At 33.8% G+C, this 18,716-nt stretch carries 25 protein-coding genes and 2 pseudogenes; 8 read left to right on the forward strand and 19 right to left on the reverse strand.

Translation table 11 applies throughout. The annotated features are described in order from the left end of the window. From repC to ABD917_RS07530, 4 genes are all read left to right on the forward strand, one after another. Positions 1–708, forward strand: a 708-nt coding sequence (repC, locus tag ABD917_RS07515; RefSeq protein WP_345119481.1) for a replication initiation protein RepC, incomplete at its 5' end; no start/stop codon positions are given. A gap of 261 nt (positions 709–969) precedes the next feature. Continuing rightward, the gene (locus ABD917_RS07520; protein WP_345119482.1) at positions 970–1,221 is read left to right on the forward strand and encodes an AbrB/MazE/SpoVT family DNA-binding domain-containing protein; all 252 of its coding nucleotides are present in this window, start codon (positions 970–972) and stop codon (positions 1,219–1,221) included. Beyond that, complete coding sequence (locus ABD917_RS07525) at positions 1,218–1,622, forward strand: type II toxin-antitoxin system VapC family toxin (RefSeq protein ID WP_345119483.1); 405 nt, start codon at positions 1,218–1,220, stop codon at positions 1,620–1,622. Before ABD917_RS07520 ends, ABD917_RS07525 begins: the two co-directional genes overlap by 4 nt. Positions 1,623–1,759: 137 nt before the next feature. Next, positions 1,760–2,806 (forward strand): Fic family protein, encoded by a 1,047-nt coding sequence (locus ABD917_RS07530; RefSeq protein WP_345119484.1) that lies wholly within the window; start codon positions 1,760–1,762, stop codon positions 2,804–2,806. Here the strand turns inward: ABD917_RS07530 and ABD917_RS07535 are convergent. From ABD917_RS07535 to ABD917_RS07565, 7 genes and pseudogenes are all read right to left on the reverse strand, one after another. Continuing rightward, positions 2,803–3,241 (reverse strand): annotated as a pseudogene (locus ABD917_RS07535) (recombinase family protein); the annotation flags it as partial. The gene ABD917_RS07530 and the pseudogene ABD917_RS07535 overlap by 4 nt on opposite strands. Before the next feature lie 820 nt (positions 3,242–4,061). Continuing rightward, positions 4,062–4,385, reverse strand: a complete 324-nt coding sequence (locus ABD917_RS07540; RefSeq protein WP_345119485.1) for a helix-turn-helix domain-containing protein — start codon at positions 4,383–4,385, stop codon at positions 4,062–4,064. A gap of 124 nt (positions 4,386–4,509) precedes the next feature. Then, positions 4,510–4,797, reverse strand: a complete 288-nt coding sequence (locus ABD917_RS07545; RefSeq protein WP_345119486.1) for a HigA family addiction module antitoxin — start codon at positions 4,795–4,797, stop codon at positions 4,510–4,512. 13 nt (positions 4,798–4,810) lie between these two features. Continuing rightward, entirely contained in the window at positions 4,811–5,089 is a 279-nt protein-coding gene (locus ABD917_RS07550; protein ID WP_345119487.1) for a type II toxin-antitoxin system RelE/ParE family toxin, read from the reverse strand. Positions 5,090–5,418: 329 nt separating this feature from the next. Beyond that, positions 5,419–6,198, reverse strand: a complete 780-nt coding sequence (locus tag ABD917_RS07555) for a hypothetical protein (protein ID WP_345119488.1) — start codon at positions 6,196–6,198, stop codon at positions 5,419–5,421. A 99-nt stretch (positions 6,199–6,297) separates the two neighbouring features. Next, positions 6,298–7,152, reverse strand: a complete 855-nt coding sequence (locus tag ABD917_RS07560; RefSeq protein WP_345119489.1) for an LbetaH domain-containing protein — start codon at positions 7,150–7,152, stop codon at positions 6,298–6,300. A 107-nt stretch (positions 7,153–7,259) separates the two neighbouring features. After that, positions 7,260–7,537, reverse strand: a pseudogene (locus ABD917_RS07565) (hypothetical protein). Positions 7,538–7,622: 85 nt separating this feature from the next. Between ABD917_RS07565 and ABD917_RS07570 the strand changes: the two are divergent. Continuing rightward, positions 7,623–8,264 carry a recombinase family protein gene (locus tag ABD917_RS07570; protein ID WP_345119504.1) on the forward strand — a complete coding sequence of 214 codons (642 nt, stop codon included), beginning with the start codon at positions 7,623–7,625 and terminating at the stop codon, positions 8,262–8,264. A gap of 396 nt (positions 8,265–8,660) precedes the next feature. After that, on the forward strand, positions 8,661–9,353 hold the full coding sequence (locus ABD917_RS07575; protein ID WP_345119490.1) for a 4'-phosphopantetheinyl transferase superfamily protein: 693 nt from the start codon (positions 8,661–8,663) through the stop codon (positions 9,351–9,353). 25 nt (positions 9,354–9,378) lie between these two features. On the opposite strand, the gene ABD917_RS07580 is transcribed toward ABD917_RS07575, so the two are convergent. The 12 genes from ABD917_RS07580 to ABD917_RS07635 form a co-directional block, all read right to left on the reverse strand. Next, the gene (locus ABD917_RS07580) at positions 9,379–9,828 is read right to left on the reverse strand and encodes an SRPBCC family protein (protein WP_345119491.1); all 450 of its coding nucleotides are present in this window, start codon (positions 9,826–9,828) and stop codon (positions 9,379–9,381) included. An 80-nt stretch (positions 9,829–9,908) separates the two neighbouring features. Next, positions 9,909–10,286 (reverse strand): hypothetical protein, encoded by a 378-nt coding sequence (locus ABD917_RS07585; RefSeq protein WP_345119492.1) that lies wholly within the window; start codon positions 10,284–10,286, stop codon positions 9,909–9,911. Continuing rightward, positions 10,279–10,698, reverse strand: coding sequence for an EVE domain-containing protein (locus tag ABD917_RS07590; protein ID WP_345119493.1), 420 nt, complete (start codon positions 10,696–10,698; stop codon positions 10,279–10,281). Before ABD917_RS07590 ends, ABD917_RS07585 begins: the two co-directional genes overlap by 8 nt. Before the next feature lies 1 nt (position 10,699). After that, a complete protein-coding gene (locus ABD917_RS07595; RefSeq protein WP_345119494.1) occupies positions 10,700–11,155 on the reverse strand; it encodes a hypothetical protein in 456 nt (151 codons plus the stop codon). After that, a complete protein-coding gene (locus ABD917_RS07600) occupies positions 11,145–11,792 on the reverse strand; it encodes a hypothetical protein (RefSeq protein ID WP_345119495.1) in 648 nt (215 codons plus the stop codon). The genes ABD917_RS07595 and ABD917_RS07600 overlap by 11 nt, the downstream gene beginning before the upstream one ends. Next, positions 11,776–12,561 (reverse strand): beta-ketoacyl synthase N-terminal-like domain-containing protein, encoded by a 786-nt coding sequence (locus ABD917_RS07605; RefSeq protein WP_345119496.1) that lies wholly within the window; start codon positions 12,559–12,561, stop codon positions 11,776–11,778. Before ABD917_RS07605 ends, ABD917_RS07600 begins: the two co-directional genes overlap by 17 nt. Before the next feature lie 53 nt (positions 12,562–12,614). Then, complete coding sequence (locus tag ABD917_RS07610) at positions 12,615–12,929, reverse strand: hypothetical protein (RefSeq protein ID WP_345119497.1); 315 nt, start codon at positions 12,927–12,929, stop codon at positions 12,615–12,617. Beyond that, positions 12,929–13,666, reverse strand: coding sequence for a cyclase family protein (locus ABD917_RS07615; RefSeq protein ID WP_345119498.1), 738 nt, complete (start codon positions 13,664–13,666; stop codon positions 12,929–12,931). The genes ABD917_RS07610 and ABD917_RS07615 overlap by 1 nt, the downstream gene beginning before the upstream one ends. After that, positions 13,659–14,588 (reverse strand): hypothetical protein, encoded by a 930-nt coding sequence (locus tag ABD917_RS07620; protein WP_345119499.1) that lies wholly within the window; start codon positions 14,586–14,588, stop codon positions 13,659–13,661. Before ABD917_RS07620 ends, ABD917_RS07615 begins: the two co-directional genes overlap by 8 nt. Beyond that, positions 14,573–15,013, reverse strand: coding sequence for a hypothetical protein (locus ABD917_RS07625; RefSeq protein ID WP_345119500.1), 441 nt, complete (start codon positions 15,011–15,013; stop codon positions 14,573–14,575). Before ABD917_RS07625 ends, ABD917_RS07620 begins: the two co-directional genes overlap by 16 nt. After that, positions 15,006–15,737 carry an SRPBCC family protein gene (locus ABD917_RS07630; RefSeq protein WP_345119501.1) on the reverse strand — a complete coding sequence of 244 codons (732 nt, stop codon included), beginning with the start codon at positions 15,735–15,737 and terminating at the stop codon, positions 15,006–15,008. Before ABD917_RS07630 ends, ABD917_RS07625 begins: the two co-directional genes overlap by 8 nt. A 19-nt stretch (positions 15,738–15,756) precedes the next feature. Then, the gene (locus tag ABD917_RS07635; RefSeq protein ID WP_345119505.1) at positions 15,757–16,842 is read right to left on the reverse strand and encodes a coproporphyrinogen-III oxidase family protein; all 1,086 of its coding nucleotides are present in this window, start codon (positions 16,840–16,842) and stop codon (positions 15,757–15,759) included. Positions 16,843–17,363: 521 nt separating this feature from the next. Here ABD917_RS07635 and ABD917_RS07640 point away from each other — a divergent pair. Both ABD917_RS07640 and ABD917_RS07645 read left to right on the forward strand, forming a co-directional pair. Beyond that, a complete protein-coding gene (locus ABD917_RS07640) occupies positions 17,364–18,041 on the forward strand; it encodes a ParA family protein (protein ID WP_345119502.1) in 678 nt (225 codons plus the stop codon). Next, positions 18,041–18,409 (forward strand): hypothetical protein, encoded by a 369-nt coding sequence (locus tag ABD917_RS07645; protein WP_345119503.1) that lies wholly within the window; start codon positions 18,041–18,043, stop codon positions 18,407–18,409. Before ABD917_RS07640 ends, ABD917_RS07645 begins: the two co-directional genes overlap by 1 nt. Positions 18,410–18,716: the final 307 nt, after the last annotated feature.

The raw sequence follows: 18,716 nt of genomic DNA on the forward strand, positions 1-18,716 counted from the left end.
GCCAAAGCTTCAGTAGAAAAATTACACAAAGCAATAGGTCTTTTTCAGTGGATTTTAGAGAGTTTTTTAAAACAAAAAACATCAAAAACGAAACACAGACATTTCGCTGACGAAATGTACATAGAATCTACAACCCTTAACCATAACTGTAATTGTAACAAAATGGCTTATGAAAATATGGAGAAGGGCAAAACTGAAACCACCTTACCTCCCAAAAACAATAAATCGCTTCAAATTAAACCAGAACTTTTAAATGAAGCACTACCTAATACTGCAATGTTCCTAGAAAATGGCTTGCAATCTGAAAGGGATTTAATTGGTTCTATGGAATTTTTAGCCAAAATGAAGGGGATTTCTACTCACGCCGTTGAAGAGGCTAAAAAAACTATGGGGCTTCAAAAAGCGGCTCTGGCTATTGCTATTATCTTCGAAAAACATTGTAAAAACCTCGTAAAATCATCTGGAGGATATCTTCGTGGTATGATTGCCAAAGAAAATCGTGGGGAATTATACCTCGAACGTTCTTTGCATGCTTTGCAGAATGAAGCTTTTGAGGAAAAACTGAATAGTTGGTGCATGCAAAACACCGAACAAAGCACCCAATTAGACGAAAATAATCAGAAAAATGCTTTGTTTAAATCCCAATTGAATGAAGTTCTGAAAAAAATAGAAATATCAAAACATTCAGTCAAATCTTACAACATCTGAGATAAAAGCGCGTTGGTATTCTATACAGTCAACATAAGAATTTTGAAGCTATCTACAAAGATGGCATTATCAAAGGGATTAGGGCTACAGTGCTAGTTGTGCAAACAAATTACAATTTACCAAAAGCTTTAAATATATAACAAACCTAAGATATATCTGCTTTCTGTGTATTTATATTTGTATTTCTTGTGAAAAGTAATTGAAATTTACATTACTTTCATGTATATTCAATTATGATATTTATAGCAAGAGGATTTTTCTATGCCTTCATTAATTATTACAGCAAAAGGACAAATTACGCTGAAACGGGATTTACTACAGCATCTTGGGGTTAAACCAGGTGAGAAGATTGACGTCGATAAGTTACCAGATGGTGAACTTCGTATAAAGGCATCACAACCCACAAGAACAATTGAAAGTTTTATTGGACGATTTGCTGGAAAACTAGAAAAACCACTGACTATTGAAGAAATGAACGAAATTATTGCTGATTGTTGGGCGGAGGGAAAATGAAGATTTCTGTAGATACAAATGTTCTCGTTCGTGCTGTTTTACAAGACGATAAAAAGCAGGGTGAGATGGCAAGCAAGATCTTAAGAGAAGCTTCACTTATAGCTATTTCTTTACCTTGTCTTTGTGAACTTGTTTGGATACTTCGTCGAGGTGCAAAACTATCAAAAGAAGATATAGCTTTGATGCTACGTGATTTGCTTGGAACCAGTAATATAGCCATGAATCGACCAGCTGTAGAAGCAGGACTTACTACCCTTGAGGCTGGAGGAGATTTTGTTGATGGGATTATATCCTATGAGGGGAAATGGTTAGGCGGGGAAGCCTTTGTTTCATTCGATAAATTAACGATTGACCTCTTAACAAAAGTCGACAACCCACAAAACTTCTTTCTTAATAAATAAGTTATGATCGCAATATACTGAATATAAAAAGCGCGTTGGTTTTCTATATATTGAACATGATACGTAAAAATTCCTTATTTCCATAAGATCTATAAAAAATAATTGATAATCCGGTATAATCGGGTATATAATCCGGTATGAAAACAGATACACTCAAAATCACACAAGAAGTATTGTCTCTTATTGCTGAGATTGATGAGTTCAAAGGTGCGTGGCGCGCTTTGGGAACTCTTGCACCAGAACGTTTGAATGCTCTGCGCCATATTGCGACTGTTGAAAGTATTGGATCTTCTACGCGTATTGAAGGAAATAAATTAACAGACCGTGAGATTGAAAAGCTTTTATTAAACTTAGAAGTTAAAAGTTTTAAGAGCCGTGATGAACAGGAAGTTATTGGTTATGCAAAAGTTATGGAAATAATCTTTCAATCTTGGAAAGATATTCCTATTACAGAAAATCATATTAAACAGTTGCACCGTGATCTTTTATATGAGAGCGATAAAGATGAACGTCATAGAGGGGAATATAAGACATTACGTAATGATGTAGCAGCCTTCAATTCTGAAGGGAAAATGGTTGGTATTGTTTTTGAAACAGCAACACCATTTGACACACCATACCGAATGCAAGAACTTATTGATTGGTTTAATAAAACCAATGAATTAAACAATCTTCATCCTTTACTTATGATTGCTGTTTTTAATGTCACTTTCTTAGCTATTCACCCTTTCCAAGATGGAAATGGACGTTTAAGTCGTATCTTAACAACCTTGCTTTTGTTACAAAAAGGTTATGTTTACGTACCATATTCGTCACTTGAAAGCATCATTGAGAATAATAAAGAAAATTACTATTTAGCTTTAAATCAAACGCAAAAGACAATTTATACGAAAACACCAAATTGGGAACCTTGGATACTCTTTTTTTTACGTGCTCTACAAAAACAAAAACGCCAATTAGAAATGAAAATAGAAAGTGAAAAAAATGCTCTTTTGAATTTGTCTGAATTGGCTCTTAATATTATTGACTATGTTCGTGATCATGGGCGTGTTACAACCCGCGATATGGTCCGTGAAATTGGAGCAAGTCCCAATACACTTAAAGCAACCTTTACATCATTAGTTGAAAAAGGTCTTTTGATACGTCATGGAGGAGGGCGATCAACTTGGTATAGTTTGCCTTAATTCTCCTGTGCTTTTGGCATAGTGATAATTGGCTTAATTTTTGTGGGTTTTATGTTTCTGCGTTCAATAAATAAGCTCAAGGCATTGACACTAACGCCTAATGTCTTAGCAATACGGCTCTGTGATAAACCAACATTTGTAAATGCTTGAATTTCATCAATGTGATTGTCCAGTTTTAATTGCGTAGCAATACTTCCTTTTGGCCGACCAAGTTTTATTCCTCGTTGACGTGCAACATTTAAAGCTTCTTTTGTGCGCTCTTTAATTAAATGTCTTTCGCGCTACCATACCTAAAATGGTTGCTATGATATCGCTCTGTAAACTCCCGTCCATGATAAGGTTTTGTTTTGTCACATGAACCATCAACCCCCGTTCACTAGCAGCTTTGAGAATTTCTAAGACGGCAAGAGAAAAACCAGCTATACGAGAAGATTCGAGTGCTCAAATTACGTCTGTAAGTCCGTTGTTATGCTTTTTTCCCGTATGGGTAATTGGTTAGGTAGTGAACCTTTGTTTAATCTGATAAGTTAGCAATTGATATATTAACATAAAACGGAAAGTCTACAAAATTTTTTTCTAAAAAAACTAATACCTGTAAGATAATAGCAACTTTTTCTAACTTTAAAAAACCATAAAAAATATTTATGATAACATTTTTAAATATTTATAACTTGTTTTTTTATATTTTTTGCAATAGAAACTTTATACACTTTTACTTACTATTATGTAATGCTACATCGTTAAAAATTTCATTGGGGGGCGGTTGTGTACAAAAATCGTTGTTACATGCCTTTTATTCTTTATCCACCTGATATGTATGATATATCAGGAAATTCTTCTGAAGTAGAAGTTCTTAATTCATTAGAGTTAGATAAATATTGTTCTAATTTTGTAATGTATTTATCTATTCCATATTGTCGTATTCGTTGTAAAGCCTGTCCATATTTTGTTTCCTTACTTCCTCTAAAAAGTCAAAAATCATCCCTCATTTTAGAAAATTACGTTGACGTTCTTATACGTGATTTAAAAAGACATGCTAAAATGTACCGCTGGAAAAATGCTCTATTAAGAGCTATTTATATAGTGCACCGCACTACGAGTAAAAATACAAAAAAATCAAAATGTTATGTTATATAACTTTTTTCAATCCACCTTTTAAACCACCTTTTTATACGTGATTCAAGGTATTTTTGACCATTTTTTATAAACAACAGCTATCTATAAACAGACCATAAAAAGCAAATCATAAAGAGATTTAAGAAGCAAAAATAACTTCAAACTGTCCTTCAATCGTTTTAACTTTTTCTGAACTCACAACAATCTTAATATCATTTCCCAATTTTGCTAAACACTCAAGCATTTTCATTTCACTAATCCCTCGAAACTCTCCACTTAAAAGTTTAGACAACTTAGGTTGTGTCATTTTTAAAAGTTGACTAGCTTCTTTTTGTGTTAAATTTTTTTCTTTAATAATTTGACTAATCTTATGAGCAAGTTGTGCTTTGATAAGCATCTCTCTGGAATCAGAAAAACCAAGATCCGCATAAACATTAGGACTACCGTGAAAAACATTGACCATTTTAATTCCCTTCTAATTGTTCTGCCAACTTGAGACGTTCTTTAATCAGATTAATACCTGGTTTTGGCGTTGCAATGCCATGGGTCAATAGAAAAGGATAAAAATCATAAGGTATAGGAAAGGACTAATGTGAACTCACTGAAAGCGGCTGTACCTTGGGTTGTTTACGTTTTAAAGCCTTCGACAAATCATAATTTGTTTGCATAGCAAGCCAAGCACGTGCTGTACTCACACCAGCCATTTCAAGCCTAATGGCAAGACTAGCACTAACCGCAGCTTTTCCATTTAAAACTCTAGAAAGCGCTACACGAGATATACCAAGCCTCTCTGCGGCTTCATTAATAGACAAACCAAGTTCTTTGATGACATCTTCACGCAGTAATTCACCCGGATGTGGTGGATTTTTCATCATTTTTTGACACTCCTTAGTGATAATCTAGATAATCAACCATTTCAACATCTATACCTTCAAAGCGAAATATTACACGACAATTTCCATTTACAGTAATTGACCAATATCCCTTGAGATCGCCCTTTATCGGATGTAATCGAAAAGACGGAAAATTTAAATCATTTGGAGATATAGCTACTTCAAGGGCGCCTAAAATACGCTTCAGTTTTTGAGCATGAGAGATTCTAATCCCTTTGGTGGTACCACTCTTATAGAATGCTTCTAGCCCTTTATGTTTAAATCCCAAAATCATAACTTATTATAACGTGTAACGTTACAAGATACAAGAAAATATTTATTATTTTCTACATCTACACTCATTATTTGAAAAGCATAAAATCATAGCCACATTTATGAGCTTTTGGAAACATTTTAAGAAATAAACAGAGCATTTGCAATGTTATACATTTTGTATATAGGCACTTGCTGTTAAATTCTTTTTTTCTAGATTATTTAGTATGTTTAAAATTATTCGGTAACCACATAAAAAAGCCACGTCTCTTAAAGGCGCGGCTTTTTTTGAATTCTTTCTTTTATGATAGGTTTATAGTTGCGAAAAGACTCCCCCCCCCCCGCCGTTCTTTATTCTGTTTTATCTACAATCTTTACGATATGATCATTGTCATAAACTTCACAATTTTTGGGGACCAACCTTACTTTGCTTTGCTTGATTAATTTTGCATTGCCATAGACCTTGCCCCACACCTTAGTATAATATGAAACTTTAGCATTGCCATACACAGAGCCATAGACTTCAGAAGAGCCACCAACACTAGCATTACCATAGACCTTGCCATAAATTTTGGCACGACCATTGATAACCGCATAATTATAGACTTTTGCATGGCTATGAATGCGTGCAAAGCCAGAAACCTTGGCACGCCCATAAATCCTTGCATAACTAAAAACCACAGCATCATAAGAAACATGGGCATGGTCATAAATATGGGCATCAGCATGAACGCGGGCGCCCCCACTCACATGGGCATTGCCATACACATTCCCATAAACATGGGCATTGCCATAGACACAAGCATTGTCAGAAACTCTTGCATATTGAGAGATGAAAGCCCTCCCATAGACCTCACAATCCCCATAGACTTGACCACAGATTTGAGAATAATGACGTATTTTTGCATTGTCAGAAACGCGCGCATAACCATAGGCACAAGCATTATCATATACCCAACAATTGCCATCATGAGAGAGATTTGCTTCCTTTTCGATAAAACCACCAAGGTCACCTTCCTTGACATCATCAAAATCTCTTAAAGCACAAATGCGATAAAGATTGATAGTTTCTCTCGTAAGAGCATGTTTGATTTTTTTGATTTCTCTAGTTAATTCGTATTTTTTGCACATAAGAAGACCCCACACAATTGAATGTGTTAAACATTTGCTAAAATTTGGAATGGAAAATTTGAAAGAAGGGCGCCTCCCACCGCACGCCCATGCTTTTATTTACGTTGCTTTATTTTCTACAATTTTTACAACGTTATCGTTTTCATAAATTTCACAATTTTCAGGAATCCCATATGCATAAGAAGGATTTTGTTTAGTATATAAATTACCATCTTTTTTTAATTTTGCATTCCCATGCACCAACCCTCTAATGACGTGATCACCAGTCACCTTTGCATTGCCATACACAGAGCCGTAAACCTTAGTATATCCTCCCACGCTAGCATGACCATAAACCTTGCCATAAATTTTGCAAGCGCCACTTACAACAGCATGATCATAAACCACGGCATTTCTATAAATACGTGCATGACCGGATAACTTTGCATGACCGTAAACCCTTGCACTATTATAAACCCAAGCATTATTCAAAATTTTTGCATTGTCATAAACATGGGCATTTTCATAAACGCGGGCGCAGTCACAAACATGCGCATTCCCATAAACAAAGCCCATTATAATAGCCCTATTAGAAACCTTTGCATTGTCATAAATCTTTGCTTCAGGAGATACCATGGCTTTATTACAAACAATGGCATTCCCATAAATTTCACCACAAATTGCTGCATTATCGCGTATTTTTGCATTGCCATGAACATAAGCGGTCTTTTCAAGAACCCGCGCTTTATCACTAACTACTGCATTCCCTGCTACCCTTGCTTCCATAAAAACCCAAGCTTCATTACGTATTTTTGCATTTTCACTAACAATAGCATCATGTGCAACTATAGCATCATCATAGACCCAGCAATTGCCATCATGGGATAGGTTGCTTTCATTTTCTACAAGACTACGTTCCGCATCAAGAAGTGATGATAAATCACCGCTCTCCCCCAATGTTACGAAGGCAACCACATAAATCACTTCGCATACTATGTAGTTTTTTGGTCATCAATGCTTTTTCAAGACTTTTTACATAGTTATTTTCGCGAACAAAAATACGTTCTAACTCCTCAAACTCTTTAGAAATGATAACCTCCTATGATGACATCTTTATCTAACCAATCGGGACCATATTCTTTATCAGCATCTTTAGTAGAAAATCCCATATCACGAATAAATTGTGCCCCACGCCTCTTTTTAAGAAACAAAAGGTATGTGCTGGTGGTTCAGTCATTGCCAACCATTCCCACGCCGCTTTGTCATCACCAGCACGGTCAGCCGCTTCTGATTCAGCAGTACAAATACAGTCTTGATCTAACCCACCTTTTCGTAATTCCTCACGTTCAGCATCAGTCATATAACTTTTTGGTAATTTCTTTTCCGTAGGAAATTCCTTTCTGTAATCTGTCTTTTAATTTTAATCTAATGATTGAATCTAATCAATCCAGTCCCCACGGACTTTTAAAAAGGTATTTGTTTTTATCTTCGATAAATTTGGATTGTTAGAATATGCTAACAAACACGGCTTTGCGCCACTCCATATTGAAGAAGAAATTGTAAGCAGAGGACAAGATTGGCGTAAGCGTAAACTTGGTTCTTTAATTGAAAAAGCAGAACGAGGAGATGTGTTGTTAACACCCGAATTTTCTCGTATAGCCGGTTCTTCTCTTGCTATTTTAGAAATTCTCAAAGCTGCTAGTGAACGGGGTTTGATTGTTCATGTAACAAAACAAAACCTTATCATGGACGGGAGTCTACAAAGTGATATCATCGCAACCGTATTGGGTATGGTAGCGCAAATTGAGAGACATTTAATTCAAGAGCGCACAAAAGAAGCGTTAAATGTTGCACGTCAACGAGGTACAAAACTTGGTCGTCCAAAAGGAAGTATTGCTACGCAATTAAAACTGGACAATCACATTGATGAAATTCAAGCATTTACAAATGTTGGTTTATCACAGAGCCGTATTGCTAAGACATTAGGCGTTAGTGTCAATGCCTTGAGCTTATTTATTGAACGCAGAAACATAAAACCCACAAAAATTAAGCCAATTATCACTATGCCAAAAGCACAGGAGAATTAAGGCAAACTAAGTTGGTAAATATCTATTTGTATACCGTAATATATGCCAAATATGCTTATACGTACAAAATACATAATAAATATTTAAATTATTTATAGTTAAGGTACTTACTTATCAAAATTTAATATGTCGGCGATTTCCTGTAAACATCCGGCTCCTAAGCTGTTCAATCCTTTCACAAGAAGTTCATGAAATATTAGTAAGTCTAAGACTTAATTTAGATATTTGATATTTCTGATCATTCACGTAAAACAAATTGACGTGGTTTTTGGAATATATATATTAATCCAAGTGGGCTTTTAAGTTACAAAATTAAAGATTATTAATTGCTATAGGTTGAGTAAGGTGATTGTAGAAACTAGAAATATTATTTTAAGAACAAAAGGTGTTTTTTAATTGAATTGGTTTTTACAAACACCTCTGTATAAGTCGTGTTTAATAGAAACACGTTTTGCGAGTTTAAATTCAAAAATAAAACTTTGGCATGCTACGTTTCAATCTTCATACATTTCTCAGTTATCTCCAGTAATGGAGATGGCAATAAAGCAGGCAAATTTACAATACACTTCTAACAAACGGAAAGCAGAATTTATAGCTGGACGCCAGCTTATGATGCAAGCTTTTGATACAAAACTTCCATTTAAAAAGTTAAGGTCTGGTGCCCCACAAATACCTGCTGGTTATAACGCTTCTTTATCTCATAGCAGGAACAATATCGCTCTTCTATTAGGACCAGATCAGTTTTTTTACGGTGTAGATATTGAGTTCATTTTATCAACTTTAGCTTTTCAAGCTGTGCTTTCTAGAAGATCAACTAAAAAAGAATTTATTTGGCTTTGTAAGCTTCCTGTAGGGCAACAATTAGCAGCAGCAACTCTCTTATTTTCAGCTAAGGAAGCACTTTATAAGCTTTTATATGATAAAATAGAATTAGGTAATTTTTATAAAAACTTGAGTTTAGAATCTATCTCATGTGATGGTTTTATTAGATTCAAACAGACAATCCAAAAATATCCTGTAGACAATTTGGTTGTCCAATATAAGTGGTTAAAAGATTCAATTTTAACGTGGGCTATATTTCCCAGATAATTTAAAAAAAATAAATCAAAATAATCTACAAAAGAATTTTGTTTCTAGTAAGTGCACGATGATTCATCTCAATCATTGCATCTCGAAGATGCAACTTAATTTTTGATCCAATAATCATTCCAAAGAAAGGAGAAAGTAAACCAGACATCGTTACGGTATGACGAATTTTGTTATTTGAAGAACCAGATTTTTTTGAACAAATATATTCATGATCAAAACTCATGCGTGTAAGAGGAAGTTTAGCATAATCAGAAAAACAAACATTTTTTATAACTTTATCAAGTGTAAAGGTTACTATTGGTCCTTTTTTAGGCTTCATTCGTCCTACAGTTCCTTCTTTGAAAGTACCAGAAAGTTTTACCCACTCAAGCTCGTGGTCCCAGGAAGGCCATGTTTCTACATCTTCCCACATAGACCAAATCTGCTCAGCACTTGCTTCTGTTTTAATTTCTTCGCTATATGTCCATTTAAACATTAAAATTCTCTTCTTCATAAAAAACTATTCAAGTATACTAAAAGGTAATATAAACACAAAGGAGATAAATATGTTTTTATTTATTTCATAAAAGTTTCATAAAGGAAATTTGGTAATCTTTTTCTAAGTGCTTTTACAATTTCTAGTTTGTATATACGTCTATAACATATACATAAATTATTTTTTTCATCATATTCCCAGAATCCAGATTGAATTAATTTCCCATACTTGTCTTTAGCACAAATGAAAATACGTTGTCCCCGCTTTTTTCTTGTAATAACCAAGTATTCCAATCCATCTAAACCTGATAATCTTAGTGAAACCTTATAAGGGGTAAGTTGATGCCAATCTATCGTTTCAGACCATGCTTTAACCAAATGAGGCCACTCAAGCTTTTTAAAAAAATCTTTTTTAGATACTTGATCAAAAATAACGAAAATAGAAGAATAGCTAATCATTAAAAATCCCCATTGCTTCACGAATTAGTATTGCATCGAAAGCTGTAATTTCAAAAAAACCTCGTCGAGCTAGCATTCCCCAATGTGGGTTAGTGAAAAGTGTAAGGCCTTTAATACTTTTTAATACAACAGGTTTTCCTTGTTTATTAAAAGTAACATCTTTTCTAAAAGGTTTAAACCCAGGAGTTTGCTCTACTTGATAAATGTGATTATCTTTAAACATACATTGAAATTCTATCGTTTGAAGAATTTTTCCTGTACCCATTTCACTACGTGGGCAGTAAATGAACACTTCATCTCCCTTAGATGTTTTTCGAAGTGGTCCAGCTTTACCGTGACAGACTTGAAGAAATCCAAATTCAGCAGCAAGACATGCGTGAGCTCGAGAAATTACCGCTATCCAATGTTTCATTTTACATTAACTCTTTCACAAAACAGGCAATGTTTTCTACACTAATTGAAATATCTCTTTTAAATTTATTTAACAACAAAGGTGAGCATTTTGCATCGCTTAAAGTACAAATACAAACCGAGTGAATTAATTCTATAAATTGCTGATTAGTTGTTGGTGATAATGTGTGATTGAAGGAAATTGAACCGAAAGGAGTCATGGCTGTTGTAGTAAAATGTATGCTTTCAATAAAAGATGTTACACAAACAGCAATCGGATTAGGAGAAGATTTTGGAATTACTAAGAAGTCTTTTCCAAGAGATAGCCCATTTTCTATTGCACTTGTTCCTAAAAGAGATATATCCCATCGTTGCCAGCCATCTAGTTCACACCAAACTTGCCATATTTTAGATGCATAAGATATAGGAAGTTGAATACGAGAATCAAAAACACATGAAAAAATAGTTTTATTTGACATAATCATAAAGCTCTTGATGAAAAGATAAAGTTTTTATAATTTCTGACTTTGTGGATTGAGATGAAATTAAACTGAAAGCTCCGAAAGCGATAGTCCTTTTAATTTCAAGAGAATTTGTGCCAATATATTTAGGTAAGCACTCAAACGTTCCTATGATAAGATTTCCATACTTTTGTCCAAATGAATTTTTAAGAAACAACTCATTTACAGAAGCTGTTTGTATATCAATATCTGTTGTAGCTAATGTCAAAGCTTCAGCTCTGTTATTATATTCAATAGTCAAATACCCTTGCAAACTTGATGGAAACCAAGCTGTTGCAATATAATTTGTAACTCCTTGAAGCATTACATTTGGATCTTTACACATAATTTCAGAAACGTAGTCCCAATTTGCATAGCGATTAAGAATCAACAAAGGTGTGTTATATGGATCTCCTCCTTGTTGCTCTAAATGTTCTGATAAATTAAAGTATTTCCATAAGCTTCCTGCAAGTCGATTGCTAAAAGATAGTTTTGATCTTTGTCTTCTTGAAATCAGCGATTCAACCTCTGAAAGTGATAATATTTTTTTATTTTTTTGATCGCAAAACATGATCATATTATTTTTCTTGAGATAACAACTAAAAGTTTTTATCATGAAGTTTTTCCATAATTACTGCAGCATGGATTCCAGAAAATCCACTAGCTGTCTTCAAAACAATATTAAGATCTGATAAATGAGATTGTACACGTGGTGGAATCTCTGGGTAAGCATCGACAGGTAATAAGTTAGCTGTTGGTGGTACCATTCTAGACATCATCATTTTCCAAGTTAAAGCAATTTCAATTATGTTAGCTCCTCCTAGAGCGTGTCCATGATTTGCCTTGAAGGCGGTTATCATTGGTAATTTATCACCAATGATATCTCGCAATGCTTGATATTCAGCCTGATCATTTTGTTTTGTTCCAGAAGCATGCAAATTAATATGGTCAATTAAATTTCCTGTTATACCAGCATCTAATAAAGCTTGCTTAATACTTTCTCGAATAGAACGCCCATCTGTTTCTATATCTGTCATATGAAAAGCACTTGATACGCATCCATATCCTGTAATACAAGGAACTGAATATTGGGGAGCTGTTGTCGTAACTAGTATGGCTCCTCCACCATCAGCAAAGAGAAATCCATTTCTATCTTTACAAAATGGTCGAGAGGGGCTTGAAATTATTGAATCATCATAAGCACAAGTTGCATGAATTTTATTAAAAGCTTCTAAAGCCAAAGGTGTTAAAGCAAAGTCTACAGATATAATTAAACCTGACTTTGCATCTATTTGAGGCATAATTTTTTTTGCTAACCCTATCGCTTGAATACCGGAACAACAGCCGGTTGGAATGCATACAAAGCGTGTATTTTTCCCCCACACAGATGTTGTATGAAAATATTTTTCAAGGGATGTAAAATCTAAAAATTTAGTAGTTAAAGGGATATCTTTATAAATGTTGCTTTCAATTTCAGCAAGATTTCCAACAGCGGTAGCAAAAAAATAACATCTATTGTTTCAGTAATATTTAATGAAGAGATTAATTTTTTTATAAATTGAGAAAAAAGAGGAGCGTATTCATGTATTTTAGAAGCGCTTCCTGCCATAGTTTCTGCAACAAAGTAAAATTTCTCATTTATTTCTGCTTTTGAGTATGCAACTTGTCCTTGAAGAAGTTTTTGCCAAATTTCTTCTAATGTAGTCCCTAACGGTCCTACAGCAGCTGCAGATGTGATATATAATTGTGTCATTATTCTATAATTCTTGCTACTGCACGCGCCCACGCAGCTCCACAAGGGAGTTTTATAGGCAACGCAATAAAGTCAATGAGTTTTGCTGTTTCAAAGTCTTTTAGATTAGCTAATCGTTCAATTTGGTAATAAGGTTTTTTTCGTCCAAGAACATGTGCAGGCCAGAGTACACTAGGATTTTTACAACTTTCATAGGCTCTGCACATAACTGCGAACGGTGGATCAACACTAAAAGCATCGGTACCTATTAGTGTGTAACCTCTATCGAGAGCAGCCTCTATATATGGGACAGAAATACCTTTAAAGTCTGTAAAATAGCTTGTATCTCCGTAACGCTCATATGCTCCTGTAATAAAAAAAACAGCTGTAGCATGATCTTTATATTTATCTAATCGATCGATATAAAGTTTCCAATTGATGCATACTTCTGTTCCAGTAGTTGTTTTATCTGTAAAAACAACAGCTTTTCCTATAAATTGATTAATATCAGCTTCAACAATATTGTGGCCACTTGGTGAATAGTGTAAAGGGGCATCTATATGAGTTCCTTGATGAGTTGAAAGTGTTACAAATTCTGTTGATATACCAAAACCATCCAACCAATCCTCAGGTTTAATATTAAATCCTTTGCATAAATGCGCTACCCCAGCCTTGTGATCTAAAGTTTCTATATGAATAGGAACAGGTTCTCCATTTCCTGGATAAAGCATAGTTGAAATACAAGTATAATTATTCATCAAATAACTCCAAAGGTAAATGTGGATCAACTTCATCTTTTTTATGCTTCATCAACAATTTAGAAGAAAGCTCTGTATGACCAAATGTTGCTCTTATATTAGAGATGGCAGATAAAACTCCATATTCCGTTAAAGGACAAGGAGATTTCTTTGCATCCCCTAAAGGAATTACATGGGGCAAAATACAAACTCTTTCGTATCTATTTGGATTTGCAATACCATGATGATAGATTTTAGCTTTAGTCAAATTAATATCTACAGATTTTAAAAAATCCCATAGTTCTTTTTCTGTCACTGGATCGGAAGGAATACTAGAACATCCTATAGAAATTTTATTTTTTCCGATAGGAATACGGAAAAATGTTCGGCGTAATCCAGAAAACGATTCTTTTGACCAAAATTGACAAACGTCCATCTGAGAAGGAGAGGACAAAGTAAAAATTATATATCTAGAAGAAGTTTTTGCTGGTTTTGAAGTTACAATACTATATGCAGAATCTTTAGATATACTTTGAGATCCACGACAATCATATATCTTATCAAATCCTTGAAGCTCTGAAACAGAATGAATTTCACGTTCAACAATTTGTTTCTTTTTACAGTTCTCAATTAAATATCGGGCTAGTTGTATCTTGTCGTAAACAAAAAACTGCTCTGTTGATGACAATTTTGTGTTGAGAGTTTTATTATAACAATTCCATTCCACAAAAGATTGACGTGGAGCGGAAGTAGAAATAATTTCTACTTCACAAAATTCTTTCCCTATAAGTTCAAAGAAAAGTTTACGTGGTACCAGTTCAGGAATGGAATTATCAATAAATTGAGGTGAACGAAATAGTGTTACATTTTCTTGATGAGTTATAAACTTTAGAGTTATGCCAGCAGATATTCCTCCTCCAAGTACTGCTACTTTACAACACATGATACGTCTTTCGTGAGTTTTTCTAAATTTTCTCGTAATAAAGCAAACATTTTCTTAGCTAATGATAGTGTAAATCTTTTTTTTTCTAACAGAATTTGACGACTTGCAAAAATTTCATAGGGATGTTGTTCATTGACCCACCATTTTCCTTTCAAAGATAGTATCCCAGGTGGTGGAATAAGATGCGTAACCTCAATACATCCTGAAGTATAAATACGTTCTACCTCAACTCTATCTAATTGAGAATTATCGGCATCGAAATAAAGAATAAAATGTTGATAAGTTGAATTTTCTGATATTATTTGCACATTATGAACGCGTTCCAGTGTGGACAACCAATTATCAAGAGACCAAATTTTATCCAGTATATTTCCTTTTAAAGAAGTTTTTTGTCGCGTTAAAAAGGATAGACAAATCTCAGACATTTTTTTCTCCATTTGCATAATGGCTCCATGTCTTTAAAGCAGTCTGAATATGACTACGAATAAGTGTAATAGCTTTTTCAATTTCAATTTCTGTTTGTTTGTTCAAAGAAAAACCATGAAAGCTAATAAGACGTGTGCAATCTTTTCCCAAAGATTGAAAGCGCCACCCTCCTTTATGGCAAGTAAAACCATCTGGAGGGACAGGTTGTGCAAAATCAATTATTGCTAAAGATTTGTTAACATAACGCAATGATTTTACAAGATAAGAAGGTTCTGAATTTATCCCTTCAATATGCATGGTAAAACTTTGCAATTGCCCATCATCGTACTCTGGGATAATCTGGTTAACGTGTGGGATAATCTGAGGCCATTTCCTATAATTAGCAATATAAGAAAAAACTGTATCAAAGTCACAATTTATTATGGCACTGCTTTGTAAAACAAAAGGCATATCTATAAAAAGCCAATTATCTCTATTTTGCACAAGGTATGAAGATAAATCATCAATTGTTTTTACATTTTCTTCTTTTAAACTAGCTTTTGATAAAGCCAAAGATGAAACAACATCAATAACTGTCATAATTTCTTGACTATCAAGCCCTAATACCGAGCGAATATCACTTGTTTCACAAAGTTTTTCGTTATGTCTCTCTGTAATACCTAATTCAAAAAAAATATTAGCGATGTCACGTTTAACTTGTTGTAATTTTTCTTCAAAATTCATGCTTATAAATTCCTGTTTTTTAAACACGAGCTAACCAAAAATCTTTTTTAGCTGCACCTATATCAATCATGTGGTTATTCATAGCCCATGAACTTTGTTGTTGTTTTAAAGCTTGAGAATTTTCCCACATACTGTCATCAAAAAATTCAAGCATCATATTCTGCAACCAATTTTTTCCTGTTTCTGTTGCAACAAAATATTCCCCTACATCAATTAAAAGGCTATTTCTTATTAAAATGTCAAAAATATCTTTAAAATCTTCTAAACAGTTGCTTTTCCATATTTGTTGATAATGCTTCTTATCTATTTGATAATAAAGAAGATTAAAAATCATATAACGTTGCTTACTTAATTTAAGAGACAAAGGTATTCCCGCTGTTGTGAAGGTATTTTTTCCAGCTAAAACAGCGTTACTATATTTTTCTATATCTTTGGAGATTCCAGTTCGACGCTGATTAATAAAGCTGTAAGCACCGGGACCAATTCCTAAGGCGTCAACACATTCTTTCATAGTCCAATGATTATATTTAGATTCATAGCTAGGTAGAGCATAATGTTCATACATATAATTGTTCATACCTACATCAGATGCAAATTGACGGATCATTTGTTGCATTTCTTTTACGGATATACTTTCAGGTTCTGCAACAGGAGGAACTTTACCAGCTTGAATTAAGGAATGTTGTTGAGTTCCAGGGGTAATACGGTATAGATATGTTGTTAGGTGTTTTATATTTAAATCATAAAGCACCTTAAAATCTTTTTCCCAGTGTTGAGTTGTATGGCTAGGCATGTTATACATCATGTCTAGTTGTATATTTTCAATGCCAGCTTCTTGTAGTGTTTTAATAACATCAATAGTTTGTTGTGCTTTGTGTGGAGCGCCTATCACTTTAAGTACTTCTGGTTGAAAAGATTGAGCTCCAAGAGAAATGCGATTGATTAATGAGTTTGCAATAAAAACAGCTTTCTCTTTAGTAATATCGGAAGCATTGCCTTCTAGAGTGATTTCACAATCGTGTGATAAAGAAAATTCTTGACTCAGAGTCGATAATATTCTTTCAAGCTGTGAGATTTCTAGAAGAGATCCAGTTCCTCCTCCTATATATGCACGGTATGTTTATCTTGTATCAATACCCCCATGTCCTTATCCGAATATAATGACGTGTCATCACAATACCTTAACTGAAAGAGAACAAAAATGTTTAAGGTCTGGGACGTTGTTAGATATTATTTCTTATAACGCAATTGATATATGATTTATGAACATATTATGCGTGATTGTTACGTGATTAGTATGTGATTATCGTATGATTAGTGTGTGACTTAAATACATTTTATGTAAGTGTTATGTATATATTACATAGTATTTATACGTATATGATATATGTTTTATGCGCATTAAATATATAAATAACATACGTATTATATAAATATCACATATGAAAATTATAGCACATTATGTGTGATTAATGTACGATTTATGTAAGTGATATATATAAATTGTATGTATGTTACATAAGGAATTTGCGTATGTTTCATATGTTTTATGTATGTTAATTATATATTAGCTATATGTTGTGTATGAATATAGCATATGCAGAAAGTAAGTAAGGATTTTAATATATGCCAACAATTGTATTTTGTTCTACAAAGGGGGGCGTTGGGAAATCAACATCTGCACTTGTCCTTTCTCAAGTCTTAGCTCAACATGGGTCAAAAGTTAAAATTATAGATACTGACCCTAATCAACCTATTGCCGATGAATGGTGGGAAAATTCAAATCCTCGTCCATTAAATATAGATGTTCAAGGTGGAGTCAATGAAAACACTATAATAGATGTTATAGATGAAGCAGCAAATACGCATAGCTTTGTTATTGTTGATCTTGAAGGATCTGCAAATATAACTGCATCATATGCTATTAGCCGTTCTGATATGGTTATTATTCCTATGTCCGGTACAAAACTCGATAGTCGTGAAGCTGCAAAAGTCATTTCTTTTATAGAGAGGGAGGGGAAAGCAAGAAGAAGTAACATTCCTTATCGTATTCTGTTTTCAAAGTGCTCTGCAATACAAACGCGGGAAGAAAAAGATATACGTAGAGAATTAATTGAAGCAAAAATACCCGTTTTGGCTCATGGCATGATGAATAAAGCTGCATTTTCTTCTATTTTTGGATTTGGGTGTACTCTCTATCAATTAGATAAAGGTGATGTGTCAAATGCTAAATCTGCGATAGAAAATGCTGAACACGTTGCTAACGATATTGTAGAAGCATTGAAAATTGAAGGAATGATGTAATGGTAAAAGAGCGTAAAGCAACATTTTCAAATTTAAATAATTTGTCTGATGTAGAGCCTACTACACAAGCTCTTAAGCGCAATAAGGAAGAAATTGATAAGATTGCACAACAAAGTGGTTTTACAACACGTCATGCATCTTTTGACAGTTCAAAGGAACCAATCTCAGCTCAGTCGAGTCATATTGATGGTCGATTTAAGCGCCGTAGTGTAAAAACAAGTCGTATAACTATGACGGTTCGTCCAGATATTGATGAAAAATTTAGAGCACTTGCTGAGGAATTAACACCAGATGGAGAAGATCTTTTAACTTTTGGTGATGTTTTGCGAATTTTGATAGATTTTTATTACAACAATAAGAAAAATTAATAAAAATAATGTGATTTCATTCCAAATGAAAAATTCACAGAACCTTTTTATGTTTTTAAATTCAAGCACTTTAGAAATGGTTAGATAGTTTTAACCATATTGAAAATCTTTTTCTTTTAATATACTTTTTCTTTCCACAAGCTTTTTTCGAAGCATGATTCTTAAATAAAGGAAAATATAATGGCAAAAAATTAAAAACCCAACTGCGGAAACAGAAGGGTTTCTAACATCTATACGATAATTAAAATAAATTTAAATATCAAAACCGTTCCCCAATTTAATTTATCGTAGCGGTTTCTGCAAGAGA

The organism is Bartonella pachyuromydis (genome assembly GCF_039543065.1).
Taxonomy (GTDB): Bacteria; Pseudomonadota; Alphaproteobacteria; order Rhizobiales; family Rhizobiaceae; genus Bartonella; species Bartonella pachyuromydis.